Below are 14,492 nucleotides of genomic sequence, written 5' to 3' on the forward strand. Positions count from 1 at the left end.
CCGTTCCCGGATGTCTTCCGAATAGGGTCGCGTCATCCATGCCGGCCTCCGCCCTCCAGCATGGATGTTGAATCAGAAATCGCTCCCGGTGGGAATCCCGATTCCAGCCAAAAACAACATGCTCTAGCCACCCCGCAACGCATTTTTGACCTCGCCGTCCGGCCAGGTCTCATCGGCCGGGATCACCCGCACACGGCTTTGATCTGCGGTATTCACCAGCACGTGCGAACTCGTCCGCTCAGCGCTCCGCTCGAGACGCAAATCGGTTTCGGGCTTCCAGCTCAACGTGGTCGCGAGGTCCCCGGGAAAGATCTTCCATTGCGATCCGTCGTCGAGTTCGACGACATGGCTTTCCGCATGCGTGCGTATCTTCATTCCACCCCGAAATTTCGATGAACAGACTGCATCCCGGAAGCGGGCCCGGCCCCGCGGCCGAATCTTCCCGTCCTTCCTGGCGTTGAGGGAATGCGGGAGTGCGACACTTGTTCCGGTGGGAACGGCCGCGCAATCAGGCAGAATTCACGCGTCGTTGCTGTTCCGGGAACCGACTCACACGCGCCATCTTTCCGGCTAGAATGTGCACCATGAAACACGCTGATTCCCCGTCACGTCACACGCGCCGCGCCCTGCTCCAGTCGACGCTCGGCGCCGCCGCTTTGCTTGCAATCCCGCCGCACGCTCTCGCCTCGCCTCCGGGCTTCGACGAATGGCGTGAGAGCTTTCGTGCACGCGCGATGGCGAAAGGTATTTCCGGCGCGACATGGCAGCGCGCGATGGGGCGGGTCGAGCCGGACATGAGCGTGTTCGCGCAGATGCGCAACCAGCCTGAATTCCACGAGCAGGTCTGGCAATACATCAACCGCCGCGTCTCGGACTGGCGCATCATCAACGGCAAGATCGCGCTGAAGAACAACGAATCTTTGTTCGCCCGCATCGAGCGCGATTTCGGCGTCGAGCGCGGCACGCTGCTGGCGCTGTGGGGCGTCGAGTCCGCCTATGGCGATCCCCTGGTGCAGCAGAATCACATGAGGCCGGTATTTCCCTCGCTCGCAGCGCTGGCCTGGAACGAACCGCGCCGCAAGGCTTATTGGGAGACCGAGCTCATCAACGCGCTGCGCATCGTCGACAAAGGCTGGAGCACGCCGGAGGAGATGCGGGGATCCTGGGCCGGCGCGATGGGCCATTCGCAATGGATGCCGGAAGTCTGGCTCAATGTCGGCATCGACTATGATGGCGACGGCAAGGTGTCGCCGTTCGGCAAGCCCGATGACGCGCTGGGCTCGACCGCAAAATATCTCGTCAACCGCGGCAAGTGGCATCGCGGCGAACATTGGGGCTACGAGGTGCGCGCGCCCGGCAATATGAGCGGAAGCCGCACCTATGCGGCGTGGCAGGCGGCCGGCGTCACCCGCGCCGATGGCCATCCGTTTCCGCAGCCGAACGCATCCGCGCAGATGTGGACGCCTGTTGCGGGCGGACCAACCTTCCTGCTGGGGCCAAATTTCTATTCAGTGAAGAGCTACAACCCTTCCATGAATTATGCGCTGGCGATCTGCCATCTCGGCGATCGCTGCCTGGGAGCCCCACCCTTTATCCAGCCCTTCCCTGGCTCCGAGCGTGCACTGACGCTCGCCGAAGTACAGGAGATGCAGACGCGCCTGACCAAGGCCGGCTTCGATACCGGCGGCACCGACGGGCGCGTCGGCAACGACACGATGAAGGCGATCAAGGATTTTCAGCAGCGCGCCGGGATTGTGCCAGCCGACGGCTATGGCGGGCTGAAGGTGCTGGCGAAGCTGCGGCAGGGGTCGTAGCTACCTTGTCATTCCGGGGCTCGCATAGCCAGAACCCGGAATCTCGCGCTACAATCTCTGGATTCCGGGTTCGAGGCTTCGCCTCGCCCCGGAATGACCTCCCACATTCAGTGCCGGTACTGCGGCTCTTCCGCATCGAGCTGCCGGCGGATCGCGGCGAGATGCAGCCGCGCGGATTCGGAATCGCCCTCGCGCATCTGCCTGTAGGTCGCGGCCGCAATCGCTGGATCGACTGGCAGCACCTTGCGGCCCGTCGACATCGCCAGAACCTGCACCTCGGCGGCGCGCTCAAGATAATAGAGATCGTCCCAGGCTTCCGCGATGGTCGGCGCCAGCACCATCACGCCGTGATGCTTCATGAAGACGATGTCGGCATCGCCGACCGCCGAGGCGATACGCGCGCCTTCGCGATTGTCGAGCGCGAGGCCATTATAGTCCCGGTCGACCGCGGTGCGGCCATAGAATTTCAGTGCGGTCTGTCCGGCCCAGATCAGTGGATCGCCCTCAGTCATCGACAGCGCCGTTGCGTAGGGCATGTGGGTGTGGAAGGCGACCTTGGCGCGCGGCAAGCGCTTGTGCATCTCGGCGTGGATGTAGAAGGCGGTCGCCTCGGGTACGCCCTCGCCATCGAGCACGTTGCCGTGGAAGTCGCAGATCAAGAGCTTTGACGCCGTCAGCTCGCGGAAGGCGTAGCCATAGGGATTGACGAGGAAAAGATCGTCATGGCCAGGCACCACGGCCGAGAAGTGATTGCAGATTCCCTCTTCAAAGCCGTTGCGCGCGGCCATGCGGAAGCAGGCGGCGAGATCCTCACGCGCGGCGCGGATCGCGTCGGTGGCGAGGTCCGGCCGGTTGGACCGGAATGGCGCGGGCGCCGGTGAGGAAGCGTGAAGGCTGTGCGCCATGGCGAAGGATACCTCTGTCGGTCGGGAGCGGCTCCGAGTTGTACAGGGACGGCGCCTGCGCGTCAGCCCCTGCGACCGCTACCCTGCCCTGCGCGCCTCAGGCCCGCCGCGGCACCCCGCCCGCGTTCATGCCGCCATCGATGACGAGCTCGCTGCCGGTGACATAGCGCGAAGCATCGGAGGCGAGATACAGCACGCCGCAGGCGATCTCCGTGGCCTGGCCGGCACGGCCGAGCGGCGTGACGAGCCGCGCGCGCTCCTCCGGATCGATCGGAGCGTTCTGACCGGCGCCGGTCGCCCCCGTCGGCATCTTACCCCAGATCGGCGTGTCGATGATGCCGGGGTGAACAGAGTTGACGCGGATGCCATCGCCAGCAGCCGCGCATTCCATCGCGATCGATTTGGCGAACAGCCGCACGCCGCCCTTGGTCGCCGAATAGGCCGATAACCCCGGCGCGCCGCGCAGGCCCGCCAGCGAGGACATCATGACGATCGAGCCGCCGCCGGTTTTGCGCATCAGGGGCAGACAATGCTTCACGGAGAGAAACACGCCGTCGAGATTGATCGCATTCTGCTTGCGCCAGTCAGCGAGCGTCATGTCGACGATCGATGGCACGGAGATGCCGATGCCCGCATTGGAGACGAGCACGTCAAGCCGGCCATAGCGTTTGCCGACTTCAGCGACGATCTCGATCCAGCGCTCTTCGCTGGTGACATCCTGCTCCAGGAAGATCGCCTTGCCGCCTGCCTTGGTGATGCGCGTCGCGAGCTCGGGGCCTCGCAGCTCGTCAATGTCGGTGATGACGACCGTTGCGCCCTCGCGTGCGAACAGCTCGACGATCGCCTCGCCGATGCCGGACGCGCCGCCTGTCACCAGCGCAACCTTGCCCTCCACCTGCCCTGCCATGTTCACTCCCTTTTTTGTTGTTCGAGGCCGTTGTCATCTAATCACGGATGGCCCCTGATCCGGTAGCGCGACGTCGACGACGCGAAATTGCACGCGCTCGGCGCCCTGGTAGCGATCGACCGAGAGCGAGCCCGCGACATGCATCTGCTGGCCGCGATTGGCGAGCAGCGCATTGCCGAGCTTCTGGCCGACCGAACGGAATGCGATGCCGTTGACGATAGCGCCGTCGCCCGCCTTGAAACGCAGGCGCAGATGCGCTTGCCCGACCTCGTCGGCAAACACGAGTTGATGCGCCGGCAGCGCCAGCACCGGCTCCGGATTGCCGCTGCCGAAGGGACCGGCGCGGTTGAGCGTCGTCGCCAGCTCCGGCGTCACCGCACGCGCGGAGACCGCGCCGTCGATGTAGAGCTCGTTGACATGGCGCGCCTCGGCGACGTCCTGCGCCAGCGCAGTCTCGAGATAGGCGCGGAACTCGGCGAGCTTCTCCTTCCGCAACGTCACGCCCGCGGCCATCGCGTGGCCGCCGCCCTTGAGCAGAATGCCGTCGGCAACCGCCTGCCGCACCGCCTTGCCGAGATCGACGCCGGCGATCGAGCGGCCCGAGCCGGTGCCAATGCCGCCGGGCTCCAGCGCGATGGCGAAGGCGGGCCGCGAGAATTTCTCCTTGAGACGCGAGGCGACGAGACCGACGACGCCGGGATGCCAGCCTTCAGACGCCGTGACGATGACGCCGAGCTTGTCTTCGAGACCAATCGAGGCCAGTGCCTCGGCCTCGGCCTGCGCTTCCGCCGCCTGCTCGATCACGCGGCGCTCATTGTTGAGCCGGTCGAGCTCGGCCGCGATCCGCGCTGCCTCGACACTGTCGGCTTCGAGCAGCAGCCGCACGCCGAGATCGGCGCGGCCGATGCGGCCGCCCGCATTGACGCGCGGCCCCAGCATGAAGCCGAGATGCCAGGCCTCGGGCGGGCCGTTCAGGCGCGCTACGTCCATCAGCGCGGTATGGCCGATATGGTCGCGCCGTCGCATCGCGATCAGCCCCTTGGCTACGAAGGCGCGGTTGAGGCCGATCAGCGGCGCCACGTCGGCGACCGTGCCGAGCGCAACATGATGCAACATGCCGAGCAGATCGGGTTCGGGCATCTCGCTGCTCCAGAAGCCGCGCTGGCGCAGCTCGCGATTGACCGCGACCAAGGTCACCAGCACGAGGCCGACGGCGGCGAGGTGACCGAGGCCGGAGAGGTCATCGGGGCGGTTCGGATTGACCAGCGCGTCGACCTCGGGGAGATCAAGGCCGCATTGGTGGTGGTCGATCACCACCACGGACATGCCGAGCCGCTTGGCCTCGGCCAGCGGCTCGATGCTGGTGGTGCCGCAATCAACGGTGACGAGCAGCGTCGCGCCCTTCGCGGCGAGCGACTGCACCGCCTCAGTGTTCGGGCCGTAGCCTTCGAATATCCGATCGGGAATGTGGATCAGCGGATCAAGTCCGCAATGACGCAGGTGCCAGGCGAGCAGCGCCGCCGAGGTCGCGCCGTCGACGTCGTAGTCACCGAAGATCGCGACCTTCTCGCCTTTCGCCGCCGCATCGGCGATCCGCTTCGCGGCGGCCTCCATCTCTGTCACCGTGAACGGATCCGGCAGCAGCTTTCGGATGGTCGGATCGAGAAAATCGGGCACGGCCTCGATATCGATGCCGCGGCCGGCCAGCACCCGCGCCAGCAGCTCCGGCAGCCGGTGCCGCTGCACGATGGCGAGCGCCTGGGCCGCTCCGCGCCCGTCCAACCGGTCACGCCAGAGCTTGTCTGTGAACGAGCGCGCCACGCCCAGGAAAGCCTGGGGCACTTCGATGGGCAAGGCGGTGGCGGGTGGCGTCATGACAGGAGGCAGGTTGATGGGAACTCGAAGGTCCAGGCGATCACGCGAACGCACGGTCCCTAGCTTCAAGGATTGGCCGGCAATCGGCCAGGATTTGCAACGGCCCGGCTACACAAAGCGGTGGATGGCCCGCCCAACCGGCCGGAGTGACTACCATTTAGGCATTCCGCGGAACGGCAAATTAAGCGGGCGTTAGGCGGAATCCTCGAAAAAGAATCGTATTCGATCTGTAAGTTGTTGTTCCGGGTTCATTGCAGATCAGACCACATTGCCTAGGGAAGTCCCCGATGTCTGCTGCGCCGGGTCTGAAAGCCAAGCCGATTGCCACCGAACCTACGGACGATGATTCCGACATCTCCGCGCTGATCAACCGCCTCACCGCGGAGGTCAACCAGATCGCGATCGCCAAGACCAAGTCGATCCAGCAGATCACCAACCAGATGAAGATGCTGGCGCTGAACGCGCTGATCGAGAGCTCGCGCGCCGGCGCGCAAGGCGCCGGCTTTGCGGTGGTGGCGCAGGAGGTGCGCGGCGTCGGCCAGCAGGTCGAGACCATCGCCCGCGAGCTCGAAACCCAATTGACGAAACGCACGGGCGATCTCGTCGCCTCGATCGAGCGCATGAGCCAGCGCTCCCGCGGCGAGCGGATGGTCGACCTGTCGCTCAATGCGATCGAGCTGATCGACCGCAATCTCTATGAACGCACCTGCGACGTCCGCTGGTGGGCGACCGACTCCGCCGTGGTCGATTGCGCGGCCTCGCCTGGCGCGGCGGCCGTCTCCCATGCCTCGCAGCGCCTCGGCGTGATCCTCGGCGCGTACACCGTCTATCTCGATCTCTGGCTCTGCGACCTCGACGGCAACGTCATCGCCAACGGCCGCGCCGATCGCTTCCGCGTCGTCGGCCAGAATGTCGCTCACACCAAATGGTTTCGCGAGGCGCGATCCTTGCACTCCGGTGACGACTATGTCGCCGGCGACGTCGAGAACCAGCCTCTGCTCGGCAATGCGCAGGTCGCGACCTATTGCGCCAGCGTCCGCGCCGGCGGCCAGGCCGGCGGCGCGCCGATCGGCGTGCTCGCCATCCATTTCGACTGGGAGCCACAGGCCCGCGCCATCGTCCAGGGCGTCCGCGTCGGCGATAGCGACAAGGCGCGTGTGCTGCTGGTCGATTCGAATTTGCGCGTGATCGCGGCCTCCGACGGCCAGGGCATCCTCACCGAGCGCATCTCGATCTCGCTGAACGGCCAGCGCTCCGGCTTCTATCACGAACGCACGGGTACGCTGGTCGCGTTCCATGCGACCCCGGGATACGAGACCTATCGCGGGCTCGGCTGGTACGGCGTGATCATCTGCGCGGCGTGAGGCGAGAGGCCGCCATCTCGCCTGCCCGATCAAAACTCGCGAAAACAACCCCATGCACAGTAGCTTGAAGTTTGTTTTCATTGGTGTTTTTTAAAGCCTTCGTTGCCGCCTCGCCTCCACCAAGACGCTTTGACACGTCGGGCAAAACACTGGCAATCTATCATCATCGCAGGTTGCGCTCACGGCCCGAGGGAATGATGCCCTTGCGATCCGATTTCGTGACGTCACAGCCCAGCTTCTAAAGCATTTTCCGGCAAGGCACGTCGGTTACAGGCAAGCGCCTGCGCCAAGGGTCGGATAGAGTCGCTTCGCATTACGTTGATCGACGCGAGAAGCGTGAGTTCCTTTTGGCCTGCATCGTCTCGCGCTCCGAAATAACGAGGAGACATGCCATGAAAATCGTCGTGATCGGCGGAACTGGATTGATCGGATCCAGGCTCGTGGCGAAGCTCAAACGGCAAGGCCACGACCCGGTGGCAGCCTCGCCGAAATCCGGCGTGAACGCCGTGACCGGCGAAGGTCTCGCGGCCGCCCTGGCTGGTGCTGATGTCGTCGTCGACGTCGCCAACGCGCCGTCCTGGGAGCCGGCCGCCGTGCTCGATTTCTTTCAGCGTTCGAGCAAGAATCTCGTCGCGGCAGAGGCTGCAGCGAGCGTGAAACATCACGTGGCGCTCTCGATCGTCGGAACCGACCGCTCACCCGACAACGCCTACTTCCGTGCCAAGCTGGCGCAGGAAACCATCATCAAGTCCGCCTCGGTCCCCTACTCGATCGTGCGCGCCACCCAGTTCTTCGAATTCCTCGGGGCCATCGCCGACGCCGGTGTGATCGACGGAAAGATCGTCGTTCCCACAGCTCAGTTTCAGCCGATCGCGGCCGATGACGTCGTCGATCGCCTCGCGGAGGTCGCGACCGGCCGGCCGCTCAACGGCACGATCGATATCGCTGGCCCTGAGAAGGCCCCCTTCAATGAATTCATCGCACGTCGCCTGAAGGCGTCCGGCGACACACGTCCCGTGATCGGAGATCCGACGGCGCTGTATTACGGCGCCCCCATCGACGACACATCGCTGAACCCGCTCGGTGAGGCGCGGCTCGGGACGACGTCGCTCGCAACATGGCTCGTGAGCCTCTGAGGCTCCGTCGGTCCTGCCATTACTCCAGCTGCAGCAGAGGGAAATCCCATGCGGAGATTGTTGATCGCAACGGCGGTTCATGCCGCGACCGTCCTGACCGCCCATGCGGCCGAGCCCGCCGCTCCATCGGCGAAGGTGTCGGTCGTGTTCGACCAGGCGCTGCCGAACGTCCCCGGCAAGAGCATGAAGGGTGTTCTGGTCGAGTATGGTCCCGGAGGCTCCTCGCCGGCCCACATCCACGCGCCCTCCGCCTTCATCTATGCCACGGTCCTGGAAGGCGCGATCCGCAGTCAGGTCAATGACGGCCCCGCAAAAGTCTTTCACAAGGGAGAGAACTTCTTTGAAAAGCCCGGCGACCGCCATGCCGTCAGTGCCAATGCCAGCGACACCGAGCCTGCGAAGCTGCTTGCCGTGTTCGTGGTGGATACAGCCGACAAGGAGCTGACGACGCCGATCGCAAAGTAGCAGGGATTGACCATGTCGCGTTGCTGCGCGCAATGACCATGTCATCCTGGCGGCGCAGCGGCGTGTCAGCATAGACAATGATCAACTCGCCGCGACAAATGCCGCCAGAGAAGGCGCTCGCAGTGATCGTCATCGATTGCCGACAGATGCAGTGCCCCATCCCATCGGTCCACCAAAGTTTCGTATCCTCTGGTCCGCTCGATCGGCGCGACAAACGGCAGATCCGCCTTGGACACCTTCTCGAGATTGAAATTAGCGTGACGCCGCGGCTCCGAAGCGGGTTGGAAATGTCGAGTTCATAACTCCATGTGCACGATCTCGATAGGCTCGCCACCAAGACCGTGGGAGAAATAGCCTCTTCCTGTGCTTCGGAAGCCGCACTTTCGGTAGAAGCCTTCGGCATTGATCGTCGCTTCGAGTCTTATCGGTCCGTTGTGGCCCAACCGCGCCTGGGCGATACCGATTTCGAGCAGACGCCGGCCGATTCCAGACCCCGCGGTTTCGGGCAAGACAAACAGCCTGGTTACCTCGCCGGGTTCGGCGTCGACAAATCCGACCGCAACGCCGTTTCGCAAGCATATGGTCATTCGTCCCCTGGCGATGAGCTCCTCATAAAACGCCGGCGTGCGCTCACCCATCCAGTTCTCCAGCTGCGCCCGCGAATAGGAGGCCGCTGCAAGGCCGCGGATCGATGCCAGAGTGATGTTGAAAACCGTTGCAGCGTCGTCGCATCGAGCTGCCCTGAAGCAAAAGTCGCCGTCGAGTAACATGAGAGGTGGGCTCCGGGAGTACCCTTATCGGGTCAGCAGATTTGGATTGATAGCAATCCATGGCGGAGTCAATCCGGACGTGATTTTCTCTGCAGCGGGATGCGGCCGACAAGCCGTCGGCGATAGCCATCGCGAAGTCCCGCGTCAGCCCGAACCATCCACGAACGCGACCTGCGTACCCTTCGAGACGCTGGCTGCGACACGCTCTGCATCCCAGTTGGTGAGACGCACGCAGCCGTGCGACTGAACCTTCGAAATCTTTCCCGGCGATGGCGTTCCGTGAATGCCGTAGCCTTCGGCGGAGAGGTTGATCCAGACCGTTCCAACCGGATTGTTCGGACCGGGATTGATTTTGAAGGGCCTGTGGGAACGAACATCCTTGAAGTGGTAGGCGGGATTGTAGCGGTAGGTCGGATTTCGGCTGATCTCCGTGACCTTGAACGTACCCGAGGGCGACGGCTTCTCCTCGCTGCCAACGGTCGCGGGATAGAACCCGATCAGCACGTTCGATTTGTCGAACAGCTTCACCGTCTGGCGCCGCTTGTCGATCTCGATCCTGTCGGCCTTGGTGGGGGGCGCAGCGCTTCCGCCATGGGTGCTGTCCACCACGACGATGGTCTCGCCGGCGCGGTCAAATTGCCGGCCGGGGTTCAGCGCCGCCAGGAGCTGCTCGCTCATGTGAAATTTCTCGGCCAGTGCTTCGCGCGGACTGGTGAAGCTGAGCTTCGGGATGCCCTTCATCTCCTCCATCCTCGATGGCAGCTTGCGCAGGAACGGGCCCGCGACATCCTGCTCGGCGACGGTGTAGGTCATCGTCGCCGGTCGATCGTCCGCCCGCAGCGCCTTCCAGACCTCATCCGTCAGAGCGTCCGAACTCGGCAATTGCTGCGCTTCCGTATAGGCCCGGAGCGCCTTTCTGGCATTCTCGCCGAACCTGCCGTCGATCTCGCCGGGCGAGAAATGCGCCCTATCCAAGAGAACCTGCAGCCGCACCCCCGCCGGGGTGGGCTTGTCGTTCGAGAGAGTCGTCTTTGACGGTTCGGCGGAATTGATGGCGTCCACGGTCATCTCGGCGCCAAACGCCGGCAATGCCGCCAAGGCGAAGACAAGAAAGATGCAAATCTGCCCCGCTTTCGTCAGCGACATTGCCATCTCCTTTCATGGTTCCAACGGCTGCGTGTCGAGTCCTCGTGCTGCCGGGGCAATCAGCTCCCGGTATCGTTCTTCGTATTGTTGCGCCATTCGGCGTGCAGTGAAGCGCTCCTCGAACCGGGCGCGCACCCTCTTTCGATCCAGCTTGCCCAATTCGCCGACCGCCTTGACGGCTTGCTCCTCGCTCTCGACGATGAAACCGGTCAGGCCGTGTTCGATGACCTCAGGAACCGAGCCGGAGCGATAGGCGATCACCGGTGTTCCGCACGCCATCGCCTCGATCATGACCAATCCGAAGGGCTCCGGCCAAGCGATTGGAAATACCAGAGCGGCTGCTCCCCGAAGCAATGATTGCTTCTTCACGTCGTCGACTTCGCCGACGAGCTGGATCTTCTCGCCGTCGATCCGGGGCGCGAGGTGTTTCCTGAAGTAGGCGGTCTCGGCGCGCGGAATCTTCGCGGCGATGCGGAGAGGCATCCGGGCGGCGTGCGCGATACGGATGGCGTCCTCCGGACCCTTGTCCGCCGTGAGACGGCCAAGAAACGCCAGATAGGACCCGGCCCCGTAGGAGGCGTGCAACAGCTCCGAAGGCAATCCGTGCTGGATCGTTCCAATCCATTTCGCCTCCGGAAGCGGCAGGCGCTGGTGATCGGAAATCGAGACGAACCTCGCATCGGGGAATTGCCGAACCACGTCAGGCAGCCCAGGCAGATCGAGCCGGCCATGCAGGGTTGTCAGGAACGGCACGCCAAGGCGGCTGAGCAATGGCAGATGCAGCCAGTCGACATGGGCGTGGATCACATCGAAGTCTCTGGCTCGTTTCGCGATTGCCTCCAGCAGCATCGCGCAGGCTGCACTCGGATCGGTGCCCTTCCGGCCGAGACGCAGCGCGCGCGGCCACACCGGGTGGAGCTTGCCCGTCGTTCGGGAGTCACCGCTGGCGAAGAGGGTGACGTCGTGGCCGCGCTCGACGAGCTCATCCACAAGCCAGGCCACCACCCGCTCGCTGCCGCCGTAGAGCTTCGGAGGGACGCTTTCGGCCAGGGGAGCGAGCTGGGCGATGCGCATGAGAGCCTGCTACACCGCTGAACGAAGAATGAACACGATAGCTGCGGATAGAAGGTTCGAAATCGCCAGCAGCGTCCAATCCGGCCTCGCGCTTGCGCTCGCCACGCGACAGGCGAGACCCTCAATGAACCTCAACATTCGTCATCGGAAAGCCGCTCGAGATAGGCAAGCCCGAATGCTGCGAGTTCCTGGGCGTCGCCGTTACTCTCTCGCGCTTCCCGCCTCCCTTGCAGATGACGCTCGAGCAGGCAGCGACGGCCATCCGCAGCATCGACATCGCGATGCCGGGCGCGGTACACGCACCATGCGGTGTCAACCGCAGTTCGTAGTGGGCCGTCATCGACCATGTTCCAGCTCCGACGTGGGAGATTGTTCATGGGTCGCCAACTCGTCGCGACGGCGGAAGTTTCCAGTTTTTCCCTAAAGTCTAAGTCTGCGCGCAAGGCGCGCGCGGTAGTCGGCGCTCGCTCCCCCCGTGCGTGCAAAATCAGCCAGAACGAGTCACCGCCATCTCCGTTGCGAGCAGCAGAGCAGCGCGGCTAGCGCCAATCGATGCGATGCCTTGCCCTGCGATGTCGTAGGCAGTGCCGTGCGCGGGCGTGCAGATCGGAAACGGGAAGCCGCCAAGCAACGTCACGCCACGATCGAAGCCCATCAGCTTCATGGCGATCTGGCCCTGGTCATGATACATGGTCAGCACGGCATCGAACGCGCCGGCCCTGGCGCGCAGGAACACGGTGTCGGCCGGGAACGGTCCCTCCGCGGCAATGCCCTCGCGCTGGCCGTCCGCGACCACCGGCGCAATCACCTCGATCTCCTCGCGGCCGAAATTGCCGCCGTCGCCGGCGTGCGGATTGAGGCCTGCGACGGCGATGCGCGGCCGCGCGAAGCCGGCCTTGCGCATGCAGGAATCGGTCAGCCTGAGCGCGCGATGAATGCGCTCGCTCGACAGCTTTGCAGCCACGTCCTTCAGCGGGATGTGCGAAGTGACCCGTGCATTCCAGAGCCGGTCCAGCACGTTGAATTCGCTTGCCGGCGTCTTGAGGCCGACGACCTCGGCCGAGAACGCGATCTCGTCATCGTACTCGGCACGGGCAAAGCGCATCGCCTGCTTGTTGAAGGGGGTGAAACAGACCGCGTCGACGTGGCCGTCGCGGCCGAGTTCGAGCGCGTGCCGATAGTTCGTCAGCGCGAATTTGCCGCCGGCAAGGGTCGCGGTCCTCGGCTCGACCTCGCTGAGGTCGAGGTGGCGGAGATCGACGAACAGTGCATCTTCCTGCGCCGCGCGAAGCTCGACACCCTGCTCCACCATCGTCAGCTCCGGCTCGAGGCCGGCAATGCGCGCGCCTTCGTCGAAGATGCGGCGGTCGCCGATGACGACGAGCCGACAGCTCGCGCGGATGTCGTCCTGCGCCACTAGCTTCGCCGTCAGCTCGGGGCTGATGCCGGCGGGATCTCCCATTGCCAATGCAATGAGCGGCTTTGCGGTCATATGATCACCTTTTCCTGGGCTGGAGTGTCGATTGCGGGCGACGCTGGCCTGCGCCAGAGACGTGTGAGCTGCAAGACCAGCGGCAGCAGCAGCAGCGCGATGCCGCCCACGATCAGGCACGTCACCAACTTGTTCGCAAAGAAGATGCTAAGTGATCCCTTTGAGATCAGCATCGATTGCCGGAACGCGTCCTCGGCCTTGTCGCCGATCACGATCGCGAGCACGAGCGGCGCCAGCGGATAGAACAGCTTCTTGAAGAGATAGCCGACGATGCCGAACCCCAGCATCATGACCACGTCGAGATAGGAGTTCGACACCGAATAGGCGCCGACGACGCAGATGATCACGATCAGGGGCGCGATCACGACGAAGGGAATCCGCATCAAGGCGGCGAACACGGGCACGGTCATCAGCACCAGCGCGACCGCGACGATGTTGCCGACATACATCGAGGCGATCAGGCCCCAGACGAAGTCCTTGCTATCGACGAACAGCATCGGCCCGGGATTGAGACCCCAGATCATCAACCCGCCCATCATCACGGCCGCAGTGGCCGAGCCTGGAATGCCGAGCGAGAGCATCGGCAACAGCGCACTGGTCCCGGCGGCATGATCGGCGGTCTCCGGCGAGATGATGCCTTCGACCTCTCCGGTGCCGAAATGCCGGCCACGGCGGGAGAAGCGGCGGGCGATGCCGTAGCTCATGAAGGAGGCCGCGGTCGGGCCGCCCGGCGTGATCCCCATCCAGCAGCCGATCGCGGCGCTGCGCAGCAGGGCAACGCCATGCCGCGGCAGGCGCCCGACGGCGCGAAACACCTCGCGCCAATCGATCTTCGAGGACACGGCGCGGGCGTGAAACTCCTCCTCGACCGCGACCAGGAGCTCGCCGATGCCGAACAGGCCCATCACCGCGACGACGAAGCTGACGCCCTTGACCAGCTCATCTACGCCCATGGTGAGACGCACGCTGCCGGAGACCGTGTCGATGCCGATGGCGGCGATCGCAAAGCCGATCGCCAGCGCCACGACGGTCTTGACCGGTGCCGCACCGCCCATGCCGACGAAGCTGGCAAAGGCGAGGAAATAGACCGCAAAATACTCGGCCGGCCCGAACGCGAGCGCAACCTGCGCCACCCAGGATGCGAGGAAGGTGATCAGGATGACGCCGATCAGCGCGCCGAAAGCCGCGGAGCCGAAGGCGGTCGCGAGCGCCGTGGTCGGCCGGCCGTCGCGTGCCATCGGATAGCCGTCGAAGGTGGTCGCGACCGACGATGGCTCGCCGGGAATGTTGAACAGGATCGAGGTCACCGAGCCGCCGAACAGCGCGCCCCAATACATGCTCGAGAGCAGGATGATCGCTGAGACCGGCTGCATGCCGAAGGTCAGCGGCAATAGCAGCGACACCCCGTTCGGCGCGCCCAGTCCCGGCAGCACGCCGACGAGAATGCCGAGCAGCACGCCAACCGCCATCAGGGCCAGATGCGGCACCGTGACCGCAATGGTGAAGCCGTGCAGGAGTTCCTGGAGATTGTCCATCTCGCTGCC

At 64.4% G+C, this 14,492-nt stretch carries 14 protein-coding genes; 4 read left to right on the top strand and 10 right to left on the bottom strand.

The features are described from left to right. Positions 1-123 precede the first annotated feature (123 nt). The gene (locus EAV90_RS05490; RefSeq protein ID WP_122403363.1) at positions 124-375 is read right to left on the bottom strand and encodes a hypothetical protein; all 252 of its coding nucleotides are present in this window, start codon (positions 373-375) and stop codon (positions 124-126) included. A 209-nt stretch (positions 376-584) separates the two neighbouring features. Here EAV90_RS05490 and EAV90_RS05495 point away from each other — a divergent pair, with 209 nt between their 5' ends. Then, positions 585-1,814: a lytic murein transglycosylase gene (locus tag EAV90_RS05495; protein WP_122406688.1), complete on the top strand. Its 1,230-nt coding sequence runs from the start codon at positions 585-587 to the stop codon at positions 1,812-1,814. Positions 1,815-1,921: 107 nt separating this feature from the next. Here EAV90_RS05495 and EAV90_RS05500 read toward each other — a convergent pair whose 3' ends face one another. The 3 genes from EAV90_RS05500 to recJ form a co-directional block, all read right to left on the bottom strand. Beyond that, positions 1,922-2,719, bottom strand: coding sequence for an aldolase (locus EAV90_RS05500; RefSeq protein ID WP_122403364.1), 798 nt, complete (start codon positions 2,717-2,719; stop codon positions 1,922-1,924). A 97-nt stretch (positions 2,720-2,816) separates the two neighbouring features. Beyond that, entirely contained in the window at positions 2,817-3,626 is an 810-nt protein-coding gene (locus EAV90_RS05505) for an SDR family NAD(P)-dependent oxidoreductase (protein WP_164936799.1), read from the bottom strand. Between the two features lie 33 nt (positions 3,627-3,659). Beyond that, positions 3,660-5,501, bottom strand: a complete 1,842-nt coding sequence (recJ, locus tag EAV90_RS05510) for a single-stranded-DNA-specific exonuclease RecJ (protein WP_122403366.1) — start codon at positions 5,499-5,501, stop codon at positions 3,660-3,662. Positions 5,502-5,788: 287 nt separating this feature from the next. Between recJ and EAV90_RS05515 the strand changes: the two genes are divergently transcribed. The 3 genes from EAV90_RS05515 to EAV90_RS05525 all read left to right on the top strand — a co-directional run bounded on the left by EAV90_RS05515 (position 5,789) and on the right by EAV90_RS05525 (position 8,466). Next, the gene (locus tag EAV90_RS05515; protein ID WP_122403367.1) at positions 5,789-6,865 is read left to right on the top strand and encodes a methyl-accepting chemotaxis protein; all 1,077 of its coding nucleotides are present in this window, start codon (positions 5,789-5,791) and stop codon (positions 6,863-6,865) included. A gap of 392 nt (positions 6,866-7,257) precedes the next feature. Beyond that, positions 7,258-8,001, top strand: coding sequence for an SDR family oxidoreductase (locus EAV90_RS05520; RefSeq protein ID WP_122403368.1), 744 nt, complete (start codon positions 7,258-7,260; stop codon positions 7,999-8,001). A 48-nt stretch (positions 8,002-8,049) separates the two neighbouring features. Next, positions 8,050-8,466, top strand: coding sequence for a cupin domain-containing protein (locus EAV90_RS05525; RefSeq protein ID WP_122403369.1), 417 nt, complete (start codon positions 8,050-8,052; stop codon positions 8,464-8,466). A gap of 296 nt (positions 8,467-8,762) precedes the next feature. Here EAV90_RS05525 and EAV90_RS05530 read toward each other — a convergent pair whose 3' ends face one another. The 6 genes from EAV90_RS05530 to EAV90_RS05555 all read right to left on the bottom strand — a co-directional run bounded on the left by EAV90_RS05530 (position 8,763) and on the right by EAV90_RS05555 (position 14,483). After that, positions 8,763-9,236 carry a GNAT family N-acetyltransferase gene (locus EAV90_RS05530; protein ID WP_122403370.1) on the bottom strand — a complete coding sequence of 158 codons (474 nt, stop codon included), beginning with the start codon at positions 9,234-9,236 and terminating at the stop codon, positions 8,763-8,765. A gap of 144 nt (positions 9,237-9,380) precedes the next feature. Then, positions 9,381-10,382, bottom strand: coding sequence for a L,D-transpeptidase family protein (locus EAV90_RS05535; protein ID WP_122403371.1), 1,002 nt, complete (start codon positions 10,380-10,382; stop codon positions 9,381-9,383). Positions 10,383-10,394: 12 nt separating this feature from the next. After that, positions 10,395-11,456, bottom strand: a complete 1,062-nt coding sequence (locus EAV90_RS05540) for a glycosyltransferase family 4 protein (RefSeq protein ID WP_129142835.1) — start codon at positions 11,454-11,456, stop codon at positions 10,395-10,397. Between the two features lie 131 nt (positions 11,457-11,587). After that, entirely contained in the window at positions 11,588-11,803 is a 216-nt protein-coding gene (locus EAV90_RS05545) for a hypothetical protein (protein WP_122403373.1), read from the bottom strand. Between the two features lie 140 nt (positions 11,804-11,943). Further along, positions 11,944-12,948 carry a 4-hydroxythreonine-4-phosphate dehydrogenase PdxA gene (locus EAV90_RS05550; RefSeq protein ID WP_122403374.1) on the bottom strand — a complete coding sequence of 335 codons (1,005 nt, stop codon included), beginning with the start codon at positions 12,946-12,948 and terminating at the stop codon, positions 11,944-11,946. Beyond that, entirely contained in the window at positions 12,945-14,483 is a 1,539-nt protein-coding gene (locus EAV90_RS05555; RefSeq protein WP_122403375.1) for a tripartite tricarboxylate transporter permease, read from the bottom strand. Before EAV90_RS05555 ends, EAV90_RS05550 begins: the two co-directional genes overlap by 4 nt. Positions 14,484-14,492 lie beyond the last annotated feature (9 nt).

This window comes from Bradyrhizobium vignae, assembly GCF_004114425.1.
Classification (GTDB): domain Bacteria; phylum Pseudomonadota; class Alphaproteobacteria; order Rhizobiales; family Xanthobacteraceae; genus Bradyrhizobium; species Bradyrhizobium vignae.